The 18,534-nt window shown below is 60.3% G+C and carries 18 protein-coding genes; 10 read left to right on the forward strand and 8 right to left on the reverse strand.

Going from position 1 to position 18,534, the window contains the following annotated elements:
• The first annotated feature begins 141 nt into the window (after window positions 1–141).
• The 4 genes from C3Y91_RS31080 (at window position 142) to C3Y91_RS31095 (ending at window position 4,716) form a co-directional block, all read left to right on the forward strand.
• On the forward strand, window positions 142–1,545 hold the full coding sequence (locus C3Y91_RS31080) for a murein hydrolase activator EnvC family protein (protein WP_075225372.1): 1,404 nt from the start codon (window positions 142–144) through the stop codon (window positions 1,543–1,545).
• Window positions 1,535–2,857 (forward strand): S41 family peptidase, encoded by a 1,323-nt coding sequence (locus C3Y91_RS31085; RefSeq protein WP_017995549.1) that lies wholly within the window; start codon window positions 1,535–1,537, stop codon window positions 2,855–2,857. The genes C3Y91_RS31080 and C3Y91_RS31085 overlap by 11 nt, the downstream gene beginning before the upstream one ends.
• A 77-nt stretch (window positions 2,858–2,934) precedes the next feature.
• Window positions 2,935–4,131 carry a divergent polysaccharide deacetylase family protein gene (locus C3Y91_RS31090; RefSeq protein ID WP_130689800.1) on the forward strand — a complete coding sequence of 399 codons (1,197 nt, stop codon included), beginning with the start codon at window positions 2,935–2,937 and terminating at the stop codon, window positions 4,129–4,131.
• Between the two features lie 51 nt (window positions 4,132–4,182).
• Window positions 4,183–4,716, forward strand: coding sequence for an RNA pyrophosphohydrolase (locus C3Y91_RS31095; RefSeq protein WP_130689801.1), 534 nt, complete (start codon window positions 4,183–4,185; stop codon window positions 4,714–4,716).
• Window positions 4,717–4,847: 131 nt separating this feature from the next.
• Here C3Y91_RS31095 and bfr read toward each other — a convergent pair whose 3' ends face one another.
• From bfr to C3Y91_RS38245, 5 genes are all read right to left on the reverse strand, one after another.
• Window positions 4,848–5,333, reverse strand: coding sequence for a bacterioferritin (gene bfr / locus C3Y91_RS31100; protein ID WP_003543950.1), 486 nt, complete (start codon window positions 5,331–5,333; stop codon window positions 4,848–4,850).
• Complete coding sequence (locus tag C3Y91_RS31105) at window positions 5,299–5,697, reverse strand: (2Fe-2S)-binding protein (protein ID WP_018071925.1); 399 nt, start codon at window positions 5,695–5,697, stop codon at window positions 5,299–5,301. Before C3Y91_RS31105 ends, bfr begins: the two co-directional genes overlap by 35 nt.
• Before the next feature lie 137 nt (window positions 5,698–5,834).
• Window positions 5,835–9,299, reverse strand: a complete 3,465-nt coding sequence (locus C3Y91_RS31110; protein ID WP_130688568.1) for an error-prone DNA polymerase — start codon at window positions 9,297–9,299, stop codon at window positions 5,835–5,837.
• Entirely contained in the window at window positions 9,296–10,840 is a 1,545-nt protein-coding gene (locus C3Y91_RS31115) for a Y-family DNA polymerase (RefSeq protein ID WP_281033139.1), read from the reverse strand. Before C3Y91_RS31115 ends, C3Y91_RS31110 begins: the two co-directional genes overlap by 4 nt.
• The gene (locus C3Y91_RS38245) at window positions 10,752–11,696 is read right to left on the reverse strand and encodes an ImuA family protein (protein WP_246780246.1); all 945 of its coding nucleotides are present in this window, start codon (window positions 11,694–11,696) and stop codon (window positions 10,752–10,754) included. Before C3Y91_RS38245 ends, C3Y91_RS31115 begins: the two co-directional genes overlap by 89 nt.
• Window positions 11,697–11,857: 161 nt before the next feature.
• Between C3Y91_RS38245 and C3Y91_RS31120 the strand changes: the two genes are divergently transcribed.
• Complete coding sequence (locus tag C3Y91_RS31120; RefSeq protein WP_003589582.1) at window positions 11,858–12,295, forward strand: metallopeptidase family protein; 438 nt, start codon at window positions 11,858–11,860, stop codon at window positions 12,293–12,295.
• Between the two features lie 74 nt (window positions 12,296–12,369).
• Here the strand turns inward: C3Y91_RS31120 and C3Y91_RS31125 are convergent, their stop codons facing one another.
• Both C3Y91_RS31125 and C3Y91_RS31130 read right to left on the reverse strand, forming a co-directional pair.
• A complete protein-coding gene (locus C3Y91_RS31125; protein WP_018071921.1) occupies window positions 12,370–12,576 on the reverse strand; it encodes a DUF1737 domain-containing protein in 207 nt (68 codons plus the stop codon).
• Complete coding sequence (locus tag C3Y91_RS31130; protein ID WP_018071920.1) at window positions 12,576–13,493, reverse strand: HpcH/HpaI aldolase/citrate lyase family protein; 918 nt, start codon at window positions 13,491–13,493, stop codon at window positions 12,576–12,578. Before C3Y91_RS31130 ends, C3Y91_RS31125 begins: the two co-directional genes overlap by 1 nt.
• A 138-nt stretch (window positions 13,494–13,631) precedes the next feature.
• Between C3Y91_RS31130 and C3Y91_RS31135 the strand changes: the two genes are divergently transcribed.
• From C3Y91_RS31135 to leuD, 3 genes are all read left to right on the forward strand, one after another.
• Window positions 13,632–13,865, forward strand: coding sequence for a hypothetical protein (locus tag C3Y91_RS31135; RefSeq protein ID WP_018071919.1), 234 nt, complete (start codon window positions 13,632–13,634; stop codon window positions 13,863–13,865).
• 111 nt (window positions 13,866–13,976) lie between these two features.
• Window positions 13,977–14,399 carry a VOC family protein gene (locus C3Y91_RS31140; protein ID WP_018071918.1) on the forward strand — a complete coding sequence of 141 codons (423 nt, stop codon included), beginning with the start codon at window positions 13,977–13,979 and terminating at the stop codon, window positions 14,397–14,399.
• A 134-nt stretch (window positions 14,400–14,533) separates the two neighbouring features.
• Window positions 14,534–15,142, forward strand: coding sequence for a 3-isopropylmalate dehydratase small subunit (leuD, locus tag C3Y91_RS31145; RefSeq protein ID WP_003543984.1), 609 nt, complete (start codon window positions 14,534–14,536; stop codon window positions 15,140–15,142).
• A gap of 63 nt (window positions 15,143–15,205) precedes the next feature.
• Here the strand turns inward: leuD and C3Y91_RS31150 are convergent, their stop codons facing one another.
• The gene (locus C3Y91_RS31150; protein ID WP_018071917.1) at window positions 15,206–16,138 is read right to left on the reverse strand and encodes a pyridoxal-phosphate dependent enzyme; all 933 of its coding nucleotides are present in this window, start codon (window positions 16,136–16,138) and stop codon (window positions 15,206–15,208) included.
• Window positions 16,139–16,309: 171 nt separating this feature from the next.
• On the opposite strand from C3Y91_RS31150, the gene leuB reads away from it, so the two are divergent.
• Together leuB and lpxE are read left to right on the forward strand one after the other, a co-directional pair.
• Window positions 16,310–17,422: a 3-isopropylmalate dehydrogenase gene (leuB, locus tag C3Y91_RS31155; RefSeq protein WP_075225380.1), complete on the forward strand. Its 1,113-nt coding sequence runs from the start codon at window positions 16,310–16,312 to the stop codon at window positions 17,420–17,422.
• Window positions 17,423–17,683: 261 nt separating this feature from the next.
• Window positions 17,684–18,418, forward strand: coding sequence for a lipid A 1-phosphatase LpxE (gene lpxE / locus C3Y91_RS31160; protein WP_026238536.1), 735 nt, complete (start codon window positions 17,684–17,686; stop codon window positions 18,416–18,418).
• Window positions 18,419–18,534: the final 116 nt, after the last annotated feature.

An 18,534-nucleotide genomic window follows, 5' to 3' on the forward strand; every position in this document is an offset into this window, starting at 1 on the left:
CAATGTCACGCAGCCGTGTTTGCTTGGCCACCCGTTCTCCTGCAAACGTTATGGCAAAGTGCACCAAATCAGCTTAGTCTCCGCGCGATTTGAGAAAGTGCCCCAACACGCATGACGAGAGCATCCACCAGGCGACACCGCATGATCCTGCCGGCTATCGCGGCCGGCGTCGGTGTGGCGGTGATTGTCGTGTCGGCAGATCCGTTCATCGTCCGGGCGCAGGATGTCGCGCCCGAGGCGGCACAATCCGCACCGCAGCCGATAGCCGAGCCGGCGCCGCCGCCCGATCCGGCGGCCGAACTTGCCGCCAAGCGTGATCAGACCCGTGCCGAACTCGAAACCCTGTCGAAAACGATCAGCCTCTCCACCGACAAGGTAAGCGCGCTTCAGCAGAGCATTGCCGATCTGGAAAAGAGCACGGAAAGCATCCGCCAGGCGCTGATTGATTCCGCCAGCCGCCGCAAGACGCTCGAAAAGCAGATCCTTGAAAGCGAGAAGAAGCTTGCCGATCTCGGCGTCAAGGAGGATGGCATCCGCCGCTCCCTGCACGATCGCCGCGGCTTGCTGGCCGAAGTGCTGGCAGCACTCCAGCGCATGGGCCGCAACCCGCCGCCGGCTTTGCTCGTCACCCCCGATGACGCGCTCGCCTCCGTGCGCAGCGCCATTCTGCTCGGCGCCGTCGTGCCCGGCATCCGCAAGGAGACCGACAAGCTTGCCGCAGACCTCGCAAGTCTTGCCGCATTGCAGACCGCAAGTGCTGCCGAGAAGGCCTCGCTGACCGGGACGATGACCAACAGTATCGAGGAAGAGCGGCGCATGGACCTGCTGCTTGCCGAAAACGACAAGCTCAGCCGCAGCAACGCCACCGAACTCGGGGCCGAAAGGAAACGTTCCGAGGAGCTGGCAGGCAAGGCGACCAGCCTTGAAGGCCTGGTCGCCTCGATGGAATCCGAGATCGCTTCGGTGCGGGATGCCGCCGCTGCCGCCCGTCAGGCGGAGGAGAACCGCAAGCTTATGACGGACGAGCAGCGCGCCCAGGCCAAGGCGCTTGCCGACAGCGGCGTGCCCGATAAAAACCGCATTGCGCCCGCATATCCCTTCGGAGAATTGAAGGCGAAATTGGAGGTGCCCGTTACGGGTGATATCCTGCGCCAGTTCGGCGACGCCGACGGCACCGGGCACGAGGCCATGGGAATGACGGTCGCCACCAATCCAGAGACAGTGGTGACGGCGCCTGCGGATGGTCTGGTGGTTTTCGCCGGCGCATTCCGCAGTTACGGCCAGATGATCATCCTCGACACGGGCGATGGATACCACCTGGTTCTCTCGGGAATGGATACGATCAATACCCGTCAGGGAAAATTCGTTTTCTCCGGCGAGCCGCTTGCCGTGATGGGCGCGAAAAGAGTGGCAAGCGCAACTGCATTGGCGCTGGAAACGAACCGGCCAACGCTTTACATTGAATTTCGAAAGGACGGTAAACCGGTCGATTCCCGACCGTGGTGGACCGCCAAAGACACTGGAAAGGCACGCAATGATTCGTAGGGCTTCTCTTGTTCTGGTCGGCGCATTGATGGGTGCGACCGCAATGAGCGTCATTTACTCGGCGGGTGTGCCGGCAGAAGCGGCCGGATCCTCGACCTACAAGGAACTTTCGGTTTTCGGAGATGTCTTCGAGCGTGTGCGTGCGCAATATGTGACGCCGCCTGCGGAAGACAAGCTGATCGAGAACGCCATCAACGGCATGCTCTCCTCACTCGATCCGCATTCGAGCTACATGAATGCGAAGGACGCCGAGGACATGCGCACCCAGACCAAGGGTGAGTTCGGCGGCCTCGGCATCGAAGTCACGATGGAAGACGAACTGGTCAAGGTCATCACCCCGATCGACGATACGCCCGCCGCCAAGGCCGGCGTTCTCGCCGGCGACTACATCTCCGAGATCGACGGCCAGTCCGTGCGCGGCCTGAAGCTGGAAGACGCCGTCGAGAAGATGCGCGGCGCCGTCAACACGCCGATCAAGCTGACGCTGATCCGCAAGGGTGCCGACAAGCCGATCGAGCTGACGATCGTCCGCGACGTCGTCGCCGTTCAGGCAGTCAAGTCGCGTGTCGAGGACGATGTCGGTTATCTCCGCATCATCTCCTTCACCGAGAAGACCTATCCTGACATGGAAAAGGCGATCAAGAAGATCAAGGACACCGTTCCGGCCGACAAGCTGAAGGGTTATGTTCTCGACCTGCGCCTCAATCCAGGCGGTCTGCTCGACCAGGCGATCAACGTCTCCGATGCCCTGCTGCAGCGCGGCGAAGTCGTTTCGACCCGCGGCCGCAATCCGGATGAAACCCGCCGCTTCAATGCCGGCCCAGGCGACCTGACGGATGGCAAGCCGGTGATCGTGCTGATCAACGGCGGTTCGGCTTCCGCATCGGAAATCGTCGCCGGCGCTCTTCAGGATCTGCGCCGTGCCACCGTTCTCGGCACGCGCTCCTTCGGCAAGGGCTCCGTCCAGACGATCATTCCGCTCGGCGAAAACGGCGCGCTACGCCTGACCACGGCGCTCTATTACACGCCGTCGGGCCGCTCGATCCAGGGTACCGGCATCACCCCCGACATCAAGGTCGAGGAGCCGCTGCCGCAGGAACTGCAGGGCAAGATGGTGACCGAAGGCGAATCCAGCCTGCGCGGCCACATCAAGGGCCAGAGCGAAACCGACGAAGGTTCGGGCTCCGTTGCCTATGTCCCGCCGGACCCCAAGGATGACGTTCAGCTGAACTACGCACTCGACCTTCTGCGCGGCAAGAAGACCGATCCGGCCTTCCCGCCGAACCCAGACAAGGCCGTCGTCGCCAAGTAATCGATCAGCTCAAGGCCGGGCATCTCGCCCGGCCTTGACCTTTTCTGCTGTTTCCCGGTTTTGGAGCGGGCGAAAAATTGGGAACGGACCTGCATGCGCCTTTGGGCAGCAACCGCAAAACCGGCAGCCGGCGCCCGGGTGTCTTGCGCCTGGGCCGCATCGCCGCCAGTCTTTGCCTTTTTGCGATAGGCGGCTTTTCCCTCTATACGGCGTTTCGCGGCGACGAGCTCGAACGCATCAAACCACCAGCGGCCGAACAAGCCGCAACGCCCCCTGCCAATACCCCTCAGCCGCCGACGGCGACCGCGGACCAAGCGGCGGACGGTATGCCCCGTGCCGACTCGCGCTCGGGCGCCAATGTCGAGCAGATGGTCACGGGCGACGGCTCGGTCGTCACCAAATACAGCCCCCGCCCGCGCGACGGCGGTGGGCCGGTGCTGGTCGACGCCATGCAGATCGGCCAGGATCCGCGCATGGCCGCCCAGCCCAATGATGCGCTGCTCGAAGAGACGCCTTTTGGTAGGCTGCCGATCGTCGGCCCCGATGGCCGGCGGCCGATGGATCAATATGCGCGTCCCTCGTCCGGCGCTCGCGGCGTCCGCATCGCCATCGTCGTCAGTGGCCTCGGGCTCAGCCAGACCGGAACGCAGCGCGCTATCGCGCAACTGCCGGAGGAGATCACCTTCGCTTTCGCCGCAAGCGGCAACAGCCTGCAGCGCTGGATGCAGGAAGCCCGCCGCGGCGGCCACGAGATCCTTCTCCAGGTGCCGCTCGAACCCTTTGATTACCCGGCGAACGATCCAGGCCCCGAAACACTGCTGACCACGAAGTCGGCCGCCCGCAACATCGAGAACCTGCACAAGGCGATGGGTGAGATCACCAACTATACCGGCGTCATGAATTATCTCGGCGGCCGTTTCCTGTCTGATCCCGCCGCCATGGAACCTGTCATGCGCGACATCGGCAAGCGCGGGTTGCTGTTTCTCGATGATGGTACATCAGCGCAGTCGAAGACGGCGGCGATCGCCAAGGGAACCGAGCTGCCCTATGCCTTCGCCGACCTGCAGCTCGACGGCCAGCTCGACATCAATGCCGTCCTGAAGAAGCTCGACGAGCTCGAGCGCATCGCCCGCAAGAACGGCCAGGCGATCGGCGTTGCCTCGGCTTTCGATGAGAGCGTTGACGCCATCGCCAAATGGAGCGAGGAGGCGGCGATGCGCGGCATCGAGATCGTCGGCGTCGCCGCCCTTTCTAACGACCCCAGGAAACCCTGAGATGGATCCTTGAGAGGAATCCTTGAGAAGAATCCCAGAACGGAGAAGAAGATGAGCCAGGCCACCGTGAAAGCCGAGGATCTGCCCTACCGTCCCTGCGTCGGCGTGATGATCCTGAACCGCGATGGCCTTGTTTGGGCCGGGCGGCGCATCTCTGACGGCAATTCCGAATATGATGGCTCGCCGCAGCTCTGGCAGATGCCGCAGGGGGGCATCGACAAGGGCGAGGATCCATTGGACGCCGCCTATCGCGAACTTTACGAAGAGACCGGCATCAAGACGGTGACCCTGCTTGCCGAAGCTAGAGACTGGATAAACTATGATCTGCCGCCCGCACTGATCGGCATCGGGCTGAAGGGAAAATTCCGCGGCCAGACACAGCGCTGGTTCGCCTTCCGCTTCGACGGCGACGAGAGCGAGATCGCCATCAATCCGCCGCCTGGCGGCCACGAGCCGGAATTCGATGCTTGGGAATGGAAGCCGATGCATCAACTGCCGGAGCTGATCGTGCCCTTCAAGCGCGCCGTCTATGACCAGGTGGTGGCTGAGTTCCAGCACTTGGAAACACTTCAATCGGAAGATTGATCACGGCAGGATGACTGCCTCCGTTTGCGCTCGGCAACGATGCCTCCGAAGAATGCCGCCGCCGATTTGCGTTCAACCGTGTCAGATCGGGAACTCCGGCCGCCATAGGCGGCCGGCATCTCGTTCGAATATTATTCGGCTTCGTTGGCGGAATCGGCGTTGAGCTGGCCGTATTTGCTCTCGCCGATTTTCTCGAGCAGGTCGATCTGTGTTTCGAGGAAGTCGATATGACCTTCCTCGTCCGCCAGAAGCTCTTCGAAGAGCTTCATGGAAACATAGTCGCCGGCGTCATGACAGATATCACGCGACTTTTTGTAGGCGGCGCGGGCGTCGTACTCGCCGGCAAGATCGGCTTCCAGAACTTCCTTGACGTTCTGGCCGATGCGTAGAGGTGCAAGGGTCTGCAGATTGGGATGGCCTTCGAGGAAGATGATGCGTGCAACAAGCCGGTCGGCATGATGCATCTCTTCGATGGATTCGGCGCGTTCCTTCTTGGCGAGCTTGGTGTAGCCCCAGTCCTCAAGAAGACGATAGTGAACCCAGTATTGGTTGACCGCACCGAGTTCGAGGAACAACGCCTCGTTAAGCCGCTCGATGACCTTTTTGTCGCCTTTCAATGTCCGCTCTCCTGTTTTCCTCATGGAATTGTTTCAAGCGGGACATGAAATCAAATATTTCGGTGTCCGTCGAGTGACGACGGGCGTGATATTCCTCGGTCGTCTGGATAATGATGTCGACGACGTTGGGAAAACAGCCGCAGCAGCGGCCGCGTTTTTCCATGGCGTGGTAGACCTTCGCAGGCACGATAAGCTGCCAACAGTCTTCATCGAGAAGGTTGGTGATAACCTCCCGGATTTCCTTATCGGTTATATAATTGCAGCTGCAGACGAGCACGTCTTCATTCCAAACATGACACTGACTATCGTGTTTTCTGCTAAAGAAGATGGTGGCTGTCAAGAAAAAATTCGAGTCCCATGTCATTCAGTCGCGGCAGCCGAATGGCGTTCCGGAGGCGGGTAGTTTTTGAAGAATTGGCCTGAAATCCGAATTTCTATCTAAATCAAAGGCGTACAGCACAACGTCGTCCGAAAGCGCGTGGCGTTTTTTAGCATCACTCTCTAATGGAAATTCCGCCCCCGCGGCATGACTTGGGCTGTTTCCGCCACAACCGCATGGCCGCTTGCGGCAACCATCCGCTTTTCCAGCTCCGCCCTCTCTCGTGCCTGCGCGAGCTTTCTCTGCCGCTGATCTACACCCGGCCTCAGCACCTCGTCCGATCGCTCGCAGACGCCGAAACGCCGGGCCTCGCGTTGCAGGATACCGAGCGCCGGCGTCATGTCCTCGATATGCTCGACGACGGTATGGATCACTCCACTCTGGCTTTGCAGCCTGCCGCGGATTTTCACCAGCCGGGCGCCCATCACGACCGAGCGGTATTTGTCGAACATTTTCGACCAGACAATCGCATTGGCCACGCCGGTCTCGTCTTCCAGCGTCATGAAAATCACACCTTTGGCCGAACCCGGTCGCTGGCGCACCAGCACGAGGCCCGCGATCGTCACTCTCTTTCCGTTCACGACCTTCAACAGATCGACATTGCGCGTCACGCCAGCCTTGCGCAATTCCTCGCGCAGGAAGGAGACGGGGTGCGCCTTCAGCGACAGTGAGAGATAACGATAGTCCTCGATAACCTGCTCTCCCGGCAGCATTTCCGGCAGCTTCGCTACAGGCTCGATCTGGAGGTCGACATGACGGACCGGCTCGAAAAGCGGCAGCTCCTCAGTAGCACTCTTCACATCCAGCGCCCGCACCGCCCAGAGCGCGTCGCGTCGTGATAGTTTGAGGGACTGGAACGCATCGGCATCCGCCAGTCGCTCGATGACCGATTTCTGCAGACCGGACCGCAGCCAGAGATCGCGCACCGAATTGTAGCCTTTGCCTCGATTATCGACGAGCCGCTCCATATCGTCTATCGAGAGGCCTTTGATCTGCCGAAAACCCAGCCGCACTGCACGCCGGCTCTTGATGAGCTCACGCATCTCATGATGCCGGAAATCGACTGTATTCGGATCGAAGACGGCCTCTTCCAGATCGCAATCCCAGTTCGATTCATTGATATCGACCGGCAGGATCTTTACCCCGTGCTCGCGTGCATCCCGCACCAGCTGCGCCGGCGCATAAAACCCCATCGGTTGGGAATTCAGCATCGCCGCGCAGAAGACGTCGGGATAATAGGCCTTGAGCCATGAGGAGGCATAGACGAGCAGCGCAAAGGAGGCGGCATGGCTTTCCGGAAAACCATATTCACCGAAGCCTTTGATCTGGTTGAAGCATTGCTTCGCGAACTCCGGATCATAGTCTTTTGAGACCATTCCCTCGATGAACCGCTTTTCGAAGTTGCCGATCGTACCCGTTCTCTTGAATGTCGCCATCGCTCTGCGAAGCTTGTCGGCTTCCGCCGGTTTGAAGCCTGCGGCGGTAATGGCGATCTGCATGGCCTGTTCCTGGAACAAGGGCACGCCGAGGGTTCTTTCCAGAACCGTTTCCAGCTCCTTGCTCGGATATTTGATCGGAATGTTCTTGGCCCGCTGCTCCCGGCGCTTCAGATAGGGATGCACCATGTCGCCCTGGATCGGACCTGGCCGCACGATCGCCACCTCGATGACGAGATCGTAGAACACCTTCGGCTTAAGACGCGGCAGCATGCTCATCTGCGCCCGGCTTTCGATCTGGAAGACACCGAGCGTATCGGCCCGGCCCATCATCTCGTACACCGGCTCGCCCTCACCTCCATGCTCCTTGTGGCCGAGGTCTGCGAGCGTCTTCTTCACGTCGTAATGCAATTCAAGCAGCGAGAAGGCCTTCCGCAGGCAGGTCAGCATGCCGAGCGCCAGCACATCCACTTTGAGAATCTTGACGTTGTCGAGGTCGTCCTTGTCCCACTCGATCATGTAGCGATCCGGCATCGCCGTCTTCATGATCGGCACCACCTCGTCGAGCCTGTCCCGCGTGATGACGAAACCGCCGACATGCTGGGTGAGATGGCGTGGGAAGCCGAGGAGCTCGGACGCATATTTCAGCACGTTCTGCGTCATCGGATCCTTGATGTCGAGACCCGCCGCCTTCGCGTCCCGCTCCGAGAGATTATCCTCCGACCAGCCCCAGACGAGGCTGCTGATCGCCGACTGGACATCCTCCGACAGCCCAAAGGCCTTGGAAACCTCGCGGCCCGCCGAGCGCGTACGATAGGTCGTCACCCCCGCCGTCAGCCCAGCATGTTCTATGCCGTATCTTTTATAGATGAACTGGATGACCTCTTCGCGCCGGTCATGTTCGAAATCGACATCGATATCCGGCGGTTCGTCGCGATCCATCGAAATAAAGCGGTCGAAGAGAAGCGTGCTCTTTTGAGGATCGACTTCCGTTATCTCAAGACAATAGCAGATGACCGAATTTGCCGCCGATCCGCGCCCCTGGCACAAGACCTTGAGTTCATAACGGGCGTGCTGGATGATCCTGTGCACTGTCAGGAAATAAGAGGCATATTTCTTATCCCCGATGAGCTTCAGTTCATAATCGATCTGTTGCGCCACCTTGGGCGGGATACCCTCGGGATAGCGTCTTGCGGCTCCCGCTTTCGTCAGCCTTTCGAGTGTCTCCTGCGGCGTTTCGCCGGGATCGTTTTCTGGCGGATAATTGTGCTCCAGTTCCTTCAGCGAAAAGGTCAAGCTGTCGAAAAATACCTGCGCATTTTCGATCGCACCAGGATAGTCCCGGAAGATCCGGACCATTTCACGTGAATCCTTGAGGTAACGTTCGGCATTCGGCGCCAGCAGGAATCCGGCTTGCGCTATCTGCACATGCTCCCGGATCGCGATCACGACATCCGAAAGCGGCCGGCGTTCGGGATGATGGTAAAGTGGTTGGTTGGTCGCAATCAACGGCACGCGATTTCGGGCAGCAAGCATGGAAAACACTGCAAAGACCTGCCTGTCGCGGCCGTCATAGGCTGGCGCCAGCGCCATAAAAAAAGCCTTGCGGAAGCGTCTGCGAAACCGTTCCAGATAATCTTTCAGCGTCGACTGACCCGCCTGATGATCGACAAGGGTGCGATCGGGAACGAGGGCAAGCATCATCTCGTCCCCCCATTCCATGAGCTCCGCTTCCGTCAGTATGCAGGTCCCCTTGACCGCCTCTTTTTTCAGATTACCGGCGCTGAGAAGACGGCAGAGATTTGCCCAGCCGCGCCGGTTGCGCGGATAGGCAAGGACATCAGGCGTTCCATCGCAAAAGACGAGACGAGCGCCCGGCTGAACCCGGATAGGATCGAGAATGACCTCCGTTTTTCCCTTCTTCTTCGCTTCGGCTAAAATCGCATCCCTGTTTTTGTATCTCTCCTCAAGCTGCTCCGCCTGCGCATGTGCCCGCACCACGCCGGCAACCGAATTCCGGTCCGCAATGCCGAGGCCGCCGAGCTTCAGCGAAGCGGCCTGCACGACCATCTCTTCCGGGCTGGAGGCGCCTTCGAGAAACGAGAAATTCGTCCTCGTGCCGATCTCGCAAAATGCGGGTGCGGTTCTCATGCAAAGACACCATGCATGAACCAGCGCGGATCGAGTTCCCGACCATAGAAGCCGCGACGATAGATCCAGAAGCGATGTCCGGTCTCGTCCTCGATGCGGAAATAGTCACGCGCCTCGGCGTCATTCCCATCGATCCACCATTCCATGGCAATCCGTTCCGGCCCTTCGCTTCTTGCCACCTGATGCTGCATGCGCCGCCAGCGGAAGATCTGCGGCGGACCATCGGGCACTTCGGCAAGTATGGTCTCGACGGGCTCCGGCGTTGCAAAGAGCCGCAGCGGGCGCTCTTCGCGGAAAGGAAGTTGGATGTCCTGCTCCGCCTTCCGCCTGGGAAGGCTCTCCATCACAGGAACCGTGATGACGGCGCGTTCCGGAACATGGCTCTCGCGAAGCTGAAAGCTTTGCAGGCAATCCGCACCAAGTCGGGCCGAGACCCGGTCGACGAAGGCCGAAAGCGAGATCTCTCCCTGCCGGTCACCCTCGAAATCACCCTGCGCCTCGTTGAAGGGATCGTGCCGCAACACATTCAACCGCAGGATCTCGAAACCATAGCCGGCATCGAGATCGTCATAGACCGCCTGCAATCGCTCGGAAAAAAGCCCGGCGATGAACTTTGGTTCGCGAAGCGGCTGCGAAGCGCCGACGGAGATATGAAAGACCCTGCCGTCGACGCGGAACAGGACCAGTTCGAACACCCGCCCGCCAGCCCCCCGCGCCTCCAGCGACGGCTGCAGCGACATGGCGACCTGCCTGGTGACGGCAAGGATCTGCTCTTCCGTCCCGATGGGCTCGATCAGGCGGCTTTCGGCCGAGAGGCTGGCAACAGGACGCCGGGGCGAGACCGGCTCCTCTTCACGTCCCAGCGCCTGGTCGAGACGCAGAAGCAGCTCCGGGCCGAACCGGCGGGTCAGCGGCGCTCGCGGTGCATCGATGACGTCGCCGATATATTTCAGACCGAGCTTCTTCAGGGCAGCGACGGTTTGTCCTTCCAGCCGCAAGGCTGCAACCGGCAAGGACATCAGCACATGTTCCGCCGCCTCGTCCCCGATCACGCCACCTTGCCCGAAGCGGGACGCGGCCCAGGAAAGGCCTGATGACGATGAGACCGCGCCGCGGGCATCGAATCCCATATGGAAAAGCCGCGACAGCACATCCTTGAGAAGCGCCTTTTCACCGCCGAAGAGATGGGCGCAGCCGCTAATGTCGAGAAACAGACCGTCCTTGCCGTCGAACCCCACCAGCGGCGTATAGCGGTCGCACCAGTCGGCAATTGCCTCCAGCAACCGGCGGTCGGCCGCCGGATCTTCTTCCGCAACCTCGAGCATGGGGTACATGGCGCGCGCTTCGGCAACGCCCAGCTCCTTCCTCAACCCCAGCCTCTCGGCCAACTCGTCCAGTGCCGTCAGCCGCATGGCATTGTTGAGCTTGCCGGAACAGACGATAGGCGGCGTTTCAGGACGCCCTTTCGAACGCCAGGAGAGCCCCCATCGCTTGCGGGCGATGCGGTCCGTTGGCAGATGCGGGAAGCTGAGCGCCAGAATGCGCTGACTGTTCGCCTGGAGGACGAACGAGGTTTGGTTCGGCGACAGGGAGAAATTGGCGGTCATGGGGGTTCCACTCCAGAAGAAAGGAGAGCGGGGCCGGATTGCGGCTCTTCTCCAGCGTGAGACGGAAAATCGGATTGCCGATGCTGCCGGAAAGTTTCGATCCATCCAGCAACGGCCGCAGACCGGATGGGGCTGGTTCGACATGCAGACGGAAGGCCGCACTGCTTGCCTCCTCTGCTCCCGCTTGGCGGACAAGGAAGAGCGGACGGCGGGCAGCATGCGCCCTGAGACTGAGCCTGCGGCTTTCGGTCAGGCCGAAATGGGCGGGATTGCCCCGCACTTCGAAGATGACGGCCGAGAAGGCAGCGCTTTCCACCGCCACCTCCGCCAGCCAGAGCGCCTCGTCCAGCTTGCGCGGCGCCGCATGGAGAAACCGCTCCGGGCTCAACCCGAAATCCCGAAGCCCGGGTGCATAGGGACGACCGGCCTCCAGCGTGCCGACGGCATCGCCAATCCAGAGTAACGGCATAAGCCTGCCGGCATCCGCTTCCTGTTTTTGCAGCCGCGCGGCAACAGCCATCGCCAGCCCGCTTGCCGCACCTGCATCACGAGACAGAGCCGAGCGGAATTCGGTGATCGCATCGAGCCGCAACCCGCCTTCCAGCGCGCTGTCGAGAAACTCAACCCCAAACGGCAGGGGCGGCAGCGTGCGCTCCTGGCTGGTCTTACGTCCTGCCGCCAGGGCTTCCCGCTCCGCTGCGGCAAGCGCCGGCGCGGGCTTTCCCTCCAGTCTGGCGATGGTTTCGCGGAGCGCAAAAAGCCGCTCGCGCGCCAGGGCGTGCTGCGCCATGGCGTTCTCCAATTCGTCTTGTTCCTGTTATGTTCTTATAGATTCCAGAGAGCTAATGAAGAGTCAACGGCCATTTTCTATGAATTTATTCCTGCCTTTGATTCCGCACTCGAAAATCGGCGATAAAGGTTCTATATGGGCCCGCAAAGGAAGGAATATTCATGGCCCGCATAGACCAGAGCGATGATTGGCGGGACCGCCATGCGCCGACGATCAGCACCTTCGAGTCGCTGGCCATGGAGGCCTATAGCCATCTGCCGGATGAATTTCGCCAGCTGACGACCAACCTCACGATCGAGATCGAAGATTTCCCCGATGACGACGTTTTCGAGGACATGGCGCTGGAAACCCCTTTCGATCTGCTCGGCCTTTTCGAGGGCAGGGGCATTTCCGAACGTTTCACGCTGGAAACCGGCGAGATGCCGAACCGCATCCGCCTCTACCGCCGCCCCATCCTCGATTACTGGGCCGAGAACGACGAGACGCTCGGCGATATCATCACCCACGTACTGATCCACGAGATCGGCCACCATTTCGGGCTGAGCGACGATGACATGGAGCGGATCGAGGCAAGCGCCGAGGAAGCTGCCGAACGCTAGACGCTCCATTACTTTCAATCACGCATAATCCTTTCCGAAAATCGATTCCGATTTTCGGGGTTATGCGCTGAGCCTCACTGCTCGGAGAGCTTCATCTCAGGATCGTAATCCTTGCCTTCGACATGCTTGACGACGGCCTGGCCGCACTGCATCGCGCCGGTTGCGGCATTGAAGGCATAGGTCGGCGAGCCCTCAAGCGCCCAGCCCTTGTTGAGGGCGGCAGTGACCTTGTGGCAGAAGGAAGCATCGTCGGGACCGGTCAGGAAGCGGTAGAGTTTCATCACATCGTCTTTCGTGCTGCAGCGCGGGCTGCGATCAAGTGCGCTTTATGGACCAGACTTTCCGCCTGGACAAGATGCAGCCGCTCGACCATCCGCCCGCCTGCATTGATGACGTTCAGCCCATCGGAGGCAGGATCGGCAAAGGCTGATATGATCGCCTCCGCTTCCGCAATCGCTGCCGGATCGGGGCCGAAATGGCGGTTGGCGGGCTCGATCTGCGCCGGATGGATCAGCATCTTACCGGCAAAGCCCATGGCCCGGCCCTGCAGGCATTCGGCATCAAAACCCTGTTCGTCCCTGAAATCGTTGAAGACGCTGTCGATCGCATCGAGCCCGTAGGCGCTGACCGCAAGGACGACCTGCATCAGCCACGGCACGAGATAGCTCCGCCCCGGCTGTGGAAGCACGCCGGTTTCCTTGCGCAGGTCGTTGAGCCCGACGACGAGGCAATCGAGCCGCGAGCCCGGTGTGCGCCCGGCTTCGGCGATAACAGCCGCATTCAGGATGCCGCGCGGTGTCTCGATCATCGCCCAGATGCGCAGATCTTCCGGTGCATCGGCCTCGGAGAGAAGGTCACTGAGCGCCATGGCATCCTGCGGTTCGTCGACCTTCGGCAGCAGCACGGCGTCGGGATTGAGCGCGATTACCAGTTCCATGTCCGCCAGACCGAAATCGGTCGACAGATCATTGATGCGGATGATCCGTTCCTTGCCTTCCAGCGGCCGAGCCGAAAAGAAGCGCCTCAGGTTTTCCCGCGCTTCCGCCTTTCTTTCCGGCGCCACGGAATCCTCGAGATCGAAGATCACCGCATCGCAATCGACAGCATGGGTTTTTTCGAGGGCGCGGGGATTGATGGCAGGTACGCTCAACACCGAACGGCGCAGGCGGGCGGAGCGGGTCGTGGGGTTTCGGCTCATGGGGAATTACTGCCAAGCTTTGAAAGCCGAAGCAAGCAGCCCACCCCAGAACATCGAGCAGAACAACAAAAAGCCATGCTTGCCTTGCAGAGAGGAAAGAGAAGGACCACATTCCTTTCCGAAGAAAGGTCTCTAACCATGCAGAACATTCGCTCCATCTTCCTCATGCTTGCCGGCGCCACCGTTTTCGTGGCTATGCTGCTTCTCACCTTTTCCGTGACGCTCGCCGTCGGCGGCATCCTGACCGTGATCATGGTCGGACGTGCGCTTTCGATGAAGATGAAGCCCGCTCCGGTTCGCGCCAAGGCAAACAACGGCCAGCGCGAAATGCGGGTGTGGAACGACGGCCGCGGCACGATCATCGATCTCTGATCATCTTTTCGCTGAAAAATTTGGCCGACACTGTCGCATCGCGCTTCCATGTTACGTCTTTGAAGCAGCCAGGCATTCAGCCCGCGCTTCAAAAACGAATGGAGGACAAGTATGGATACGACGACAGAGAGCAACCCGATCAAGATGCCACCGGTCAAGAATGGCCTGCTGCCCTATGTGACTGTCGATGGCGCGGTGAAAGCTGCGGAATTCTACAAAAAGGCTTTCGGCGCCGAAGAGGCGTATCTCGTGCCGGTCGACGAGAGCGGCCGAACGATGCATGTGCATCTCTACATCAACGGCAGCTCCCTCATGCTGTCGGATGCCTATCCCGAATACGGCCATCCCTTCAAAGGCCATGAAGGCTTCGCCATTCAACTGGTGATCGACGATATCGATTTCTGGTGGGATCGCGCGGTTGCTGCCGGCGCTGAAGTCGTCATGTCGGTCGAACTGATGTTCTGGGGCGACCGCTATGGCCAGCTTCGTGATCCGTTCGGCGTCCTCTGGGGCCTGAACGCACCGTCCAAATAAGGGACATGCTCAATCGGCGGATCGCGCGAAACGTCGCGTGGCCGCCGTCTGTGAAAAGATTCTCCTTCATTTCGGCGAAAAACTGGACTAGATGCAAATTCAGAAAGTAGATTTGCTGAAATGGAGCATGGATCATGGATAAATTCGTGAAGCTCACGGGCGTTGCAGCGCCGCTGCCGGTCGTCAACGTCGACACCGACATGATCATTCCGAAGGATTATCTGAAGACGATCAAGCGCACCGGCCTCGGCACCGGCCTCTTCGCGGAAGCCCGCTACAATGAGGACGGCTCAGAAAACCCGGATTTCGTGCTGAACAAGCCGGCCTATCGCGATGCCAAGATCCTCGTTGCCGGCGACAATTTCGGCTGCGGCTCCTCGCGCGAGCACGCCCCCTGGGCGCTTCTCGATTTCGGCATCCGCTGCGTCATCTCGACCAGCTTCGCCGACATCTTCTACAACAACTGTTTCAAGAACGGCATCCTGCCGATCAAGGTCAGCCAGGAAGACCTCGACAAGCTGATGGACGACGCCTCGCGCGGCTCCAACGCCATCCTGACCGTCGACCTCGAAAACCTCGAGATCACCGGCCCTGATGGTGGCTTGATCAAGTTCGATCTCGACGAGTTCAAGCGCCATTGCCTGCTGAACGGTCTCGACGATATCGGCCTGACGCTCGAAAAGGGCAAAGCGATCGACAGCTTCGAAAAGAAGAACGCCGCTTCGCACCCCTGGGCAGCCTGAGCCCAATCCAATCGGTTACCGATCAAGCCGGGCTTTTTGCCCGGCTTTTTCTTTTGCGGCACATCAGAGAAATTTCTCTTTCCAGGCCTCAAGCTTTTCGAGCGATACGCCGATGCCGCCGCAGACTTCGATAAGCGGATTGTCGAAGCGCTGAAGCAGCCCGGCATGGACATCAGCAACGGCAAGCGCCGCGCCGCAAGCCGGCTCGACCAGAATGCGCTGCGCATCGGCAAATTTCAGGCAGGCGGCAACGGCATCGGCGTCGGTGACGACAACACTTTCAATCGGATGCTGCTTCGGCAGGTCGAAGACATGCTGCGCCACCTGCCGCGCGCCGAGCGAATTGGCAATCGAGGTAATGGCGGGAAGGGTGATGCGCTCATTCGCCCTGAGACTGGCGTTCAGGGAAGCCGCCCCTTCCGTTTCGACGGCGATAACAGGCACATCGGAAAGCCCGTTTCGCTTCAATCCCTCGACAATGCCGGCAAGCAACCCGCCACCGCCGACGCTGGTGACGACGCAATCGAATTTTGCCCCCTTCGCCACCACCTCGTCGATCAGCGTGGCATGGCCATCCCACAGAAGCGGATGGTCGAAGGGGTGCACATAGGTTGCCTTGCGGCTTCGGGCGAGTTCGACCGCATGGGCATTGGCCTCATCGAAAACCGAACCATGAACGAGGACATTGGCGCCCGTTGCGGCAATTGTCTGGCGGACATCGGCCGCCGTCGTCTCCGGCACGACGATCGTGACCGGCACACCGAGCGCCCGGCCGGCATAAGCCGCTGCAATGCCGGCATTGCCGCCGGAAGCGCAGAAGATCTCGCGCGCGCCATTTTCCACCTCGTACTGGCAAAGCCGGCCGACGCCGCGCAGCTTGAAGCTGCCGGAAGGCTGCAGCGCATCAAGCTTCAGCCAGAGCGGTTTGCCGCTGGCGCTATAGCCAGGTGCTGTCTGAACCAAGGGCGTGTCGAGATGGAGAGGTGCAAAGGGCATAAGGAACCATCCAGGGAAATAAAGGTAGGAGCTGCCTTTCTAATCCGTTTGCGGGCACAGGAGCAATCATCGCTGCTCAGAGCGAAGCGTACCGATTCACCCCTTCTCTCGCTTGAAATGCCCATTTCCGGGGTCTAAGAAACCGCAACTTGTTTTTCCCAGGAGGGTTTCATGACAGCGCGCAATCTTTTCCTGCTGCCGGGTGACGGCATCGGTCCCGAGGCCATGGGCGAGGTCCGCAAGATCATCGCCTATATGAACGAGGCAATGAATGCCGGTTTCGTCACCGACGAAGGCCTTGTCGGCGGTTGCGCCTACGATGCGCATGGCGCGGCGATTTCGGAAGCCGACATGCAGAAGGCGCTTGCCGCCGATGCCGTTCTCTTCGGCGCCGTCGGCGGCCCGAAATGGGATAGCGTGCCTTACGAAGTGCGCCCGGAAGCCGGCTTGCTGCGCCTGCGCAAAGATCTGCAGCTCTTCGCAAACCTGCGCCCCGCCATCTGCTATCCGGCCCTTGCTGCGGCCTCGTCGCTGAAGCCGGAGCTGGTCGAAGGTCTTGACATTCTGATCATCCGCGAGCTGACCGGCGGCGTCTATTTCGGCGAGCCGAAGGAGATCATCGATCTCGGCAACGGCCAGAAGCGCGGCATCGACACGCAGGTCTACGATACCTACGAGATCGAGCGCATCGCCGGCGTCGCCTTCGAAATGGCCCGCACGCGGCAGAACCGCGTCTGCTCCATGGAAAAGCGCAACGTCATGAAGTCGGGCGTGCTCTGGAACCAGGTGGTGACCGAGACGCACAAGGCGAAATATTCCGACGTCCAGCTCGAACACATGCTGGCCGATGCCGGCGGCATGCAACTGGTGCGCCAGCCGAAGCAGTTCGACGTCATCGTCACCGACAATCTCTTCGGCGACATGCTCTCCGACGTCGCCGCCATGCTGACCGGCTCGCTCGGCATGCTGCCGTCCGCCTCGCTCGGCGCGCCTGACGGCAAGACCGGCAAGCGCAAGGCGCTCTACGAGCCGGTGCATGGCTCGGCCCCCGACATTGCCGGCAAGGGCATCGCCAATCCGATCGCCATGATCGCCTCATTCGCCATGTGCCTGCGTTACTCCTTCAATCTGGTGAAGGAAGCCGACGATCTGGAAAAGGCGATCGCCATCGTGCTCGACAAGGGCATCCGCACTGGTGACATCATGGCCGACGGCGCAAGACAGGTCGGCACCGTCGAGATGGGCGATACGATCCTCGCCGAGTTCAGGGCGCTTTCCGCCTGATATTTCACGTGAAACAGTTCCGGCCCTTCGCAGGATTCTTGCGGAGGGCTTTTTCCAGGACCGCGGGCCGCATCTGCTTGGTCGAATTATCCCAAACCGACTATCCTCGGCCACAATCTCGTGTATTTTTGCGCCGGATTTTAACGAGCGCATAACCTCGACATTGGAAACGATCTTCCAATGGATTATGCGCCAATTCAAAATGATAGAGCGTCCTTAGCGCGTCGTGGCACTTTAGGGCAAATTCGAACGGACAACGGAATGCGGGCATTTTGGGCTTCCCTGAACAGGCGCTGGCGCCGGAGCAGTGCCGGCATGCCGCCTTTGCGCTGGCAGACCTGCCTCTTCATCACGCTGAATGCCGTGATTCTCTCCATGCTGCTCTTCGATGCACCGATCGGCGCCAGCGAGGCTCCCGCACCGGTGAAGCACCTCGGCGAGATGCTGACCGGCTTCGGTGATTCCGCCTGGCTGATCTACACCAGCATCCTGCTGTTCTTTCAGGGCCGGGCAGGCTACAAGCTTGTCAAGACGGCCCGCTCCAAGGCGCAGGCGCTTTATGTTAGCTGGATCGGTGCCTATCTCTTCACCACGGTCGTCTTCTCAGGCCTGCTCGCCAATCTGCTGAAGCGGGCGATCGGCAGGGCGCGTCCCGATCATTTCCACGACTACGGCATATTTTCCTTCACGCCCTTCTCAGGCCATGCCGCTTTCGAAAGTTTCCCGTCCGGCCATTCCACCACGGTCGGCGCCTTCTTCGCCGCCTTCGCTCTGCTGTTTCCGCGCTATCGCGTTGCCTTCATCGCCTGCGCCATCTGGCTCGGTATGACCCGTGTCATGGTCGGCGCCCATTATCCGAGCGACGTCATCGCCGGCCTTGCCTTCGGCGCCTGGTTCTCGTTGCTGACGGCGATCGTTTACGCGCGCTGTGGCCTGCTCTTCAAGCTGGCGCCGGATGGTTGGCCAGTCTCGAAGCGCCTGTTTCGCACTACATAATTCCTTAAATCGGAATCGATTTAGGGATAAAATTATGCAGCAATTCAAAGTGTTACAGCGTCCTTTGCGCATCCGAAAAGACGCGCGGCGCTGTAATATGGAAAGCCCGGCGCCTT

It is taken from the genome of Rhizobium ruizarguesonis (assembly GCF_012349115.1).
Classification (GTDB): domain Bacteria; phylum Pseudomonadota; class Alphaproteobacteria; order Rhizobiales; family Rhizobiaceae; genus Rhizobium; species Rhizobium ruizarguesonis.

Bases quoted from the DNA above. Each gene is read 5' to 3' on its own strand.
- C3Y91_RS31135 (WP_018071919.1), top strand. From the start codon at position 13,632: ATGCAGAACATTCGCTCCATCTTCCTCATGCTTGCCGGCGCCACCGTT.
- C3Y91_RS31085 (WP_017995549.1), top strand. From the start codon at position 1,535: ATGATTCGTAGGGCTTCTCTTGTTCTGGTCGGCGCATTGATGGGTGCG.
- C3Y91_RS31140 (WP_018071918.1), top strand. From the start codon at position 13,977: ATGGATACGACGACAGAGAGCAACCCGATCAAGATGCCACCGGTCAAG.
- C3Y91_RS31080 (WP_075225372.1), top strand. From the start codon at position 142: ATGATCCTGCCGGCTATCGCGGCCGGCGTCGGTGTGGCGGTGATTGTC.
- C3Y91_RS31105 (WP_018071925.1), bottom strand. From the start codon at position 5,697: ATGACATGGGACTCGAATTTTTTCTTGACAGCCACCATCTTCTTTAGC.
- lpxE (WP_026238536.1), top strand. From the start codon at position 17,684: ATGCGGGCATTTTGGGCTTCCCTGAACAGGCGCTGGCGCCGGAGCAGT.
- C3Y91_RS31095 (WP_130689801.1), top strand. From the start codon at position 4,183: ATGAGCCAGGCCACCGTGAAAGCCGAGGATCTGCCCTACCGTCCCTGC.
- C3Y91_RS31130 (WP_018071920.1), bottom strand. From the start codon at position 13,493: ATGAGCCGAAACCCCACGACCCGCTCCGCCCGCCTGCGCCGTTCGGTG.
- C3Y91_RS31150 (WP_018071917.1), bottom strand. From the start codon at position 16,138: ATGCCCTTTGCACCTCTCCATCTCGACACGCCCTTGGTTCAGACAGCA.
- leuB (WP_075225380.1), top strand. From the start codon at position 16,310: ATGACAGCGCGCAATCTTTTCCTGCTGCCGGGTGACGGCATCGGTCCC.
- leuD (WP_003543984.1), top strand. From the start codon at position 14,534: ATGGATAAATTCGTGAAGCTCACGGGCGTTGCAGCGCCGCTGCCGGTC.
- C3Y91_RS38245 (WP_246780246.1), bottom strand. From the start codon at position 11,696: ATGGCGCAGCACGCCCTGGCGCGCGAGCGGCTTTTTGCGCTCCGCGAA.
- C3Y91_RS31125 (WP_018071921.1), bottom strand. From the start codon at position 12,576: ATGAAACTCTACCGCTTCCTGACCGGTCCCGACGATGCTTCCTTCTGC.
- C3Y91_RS31110 (WP_130688568.1), bottom strand. From the start codon at position 9,299: ATGAGAACCGCACCCGCATTTTGCGAGATCGGCACGAGGACGAATTTC.
- C3Y91_RS31120 (WP_003589582.1), top strand. From the start codon at position 11,858: ATGGCCCGCATAGACCAGAGCGATGATTGGCGGGACCGCCATGCGCCG.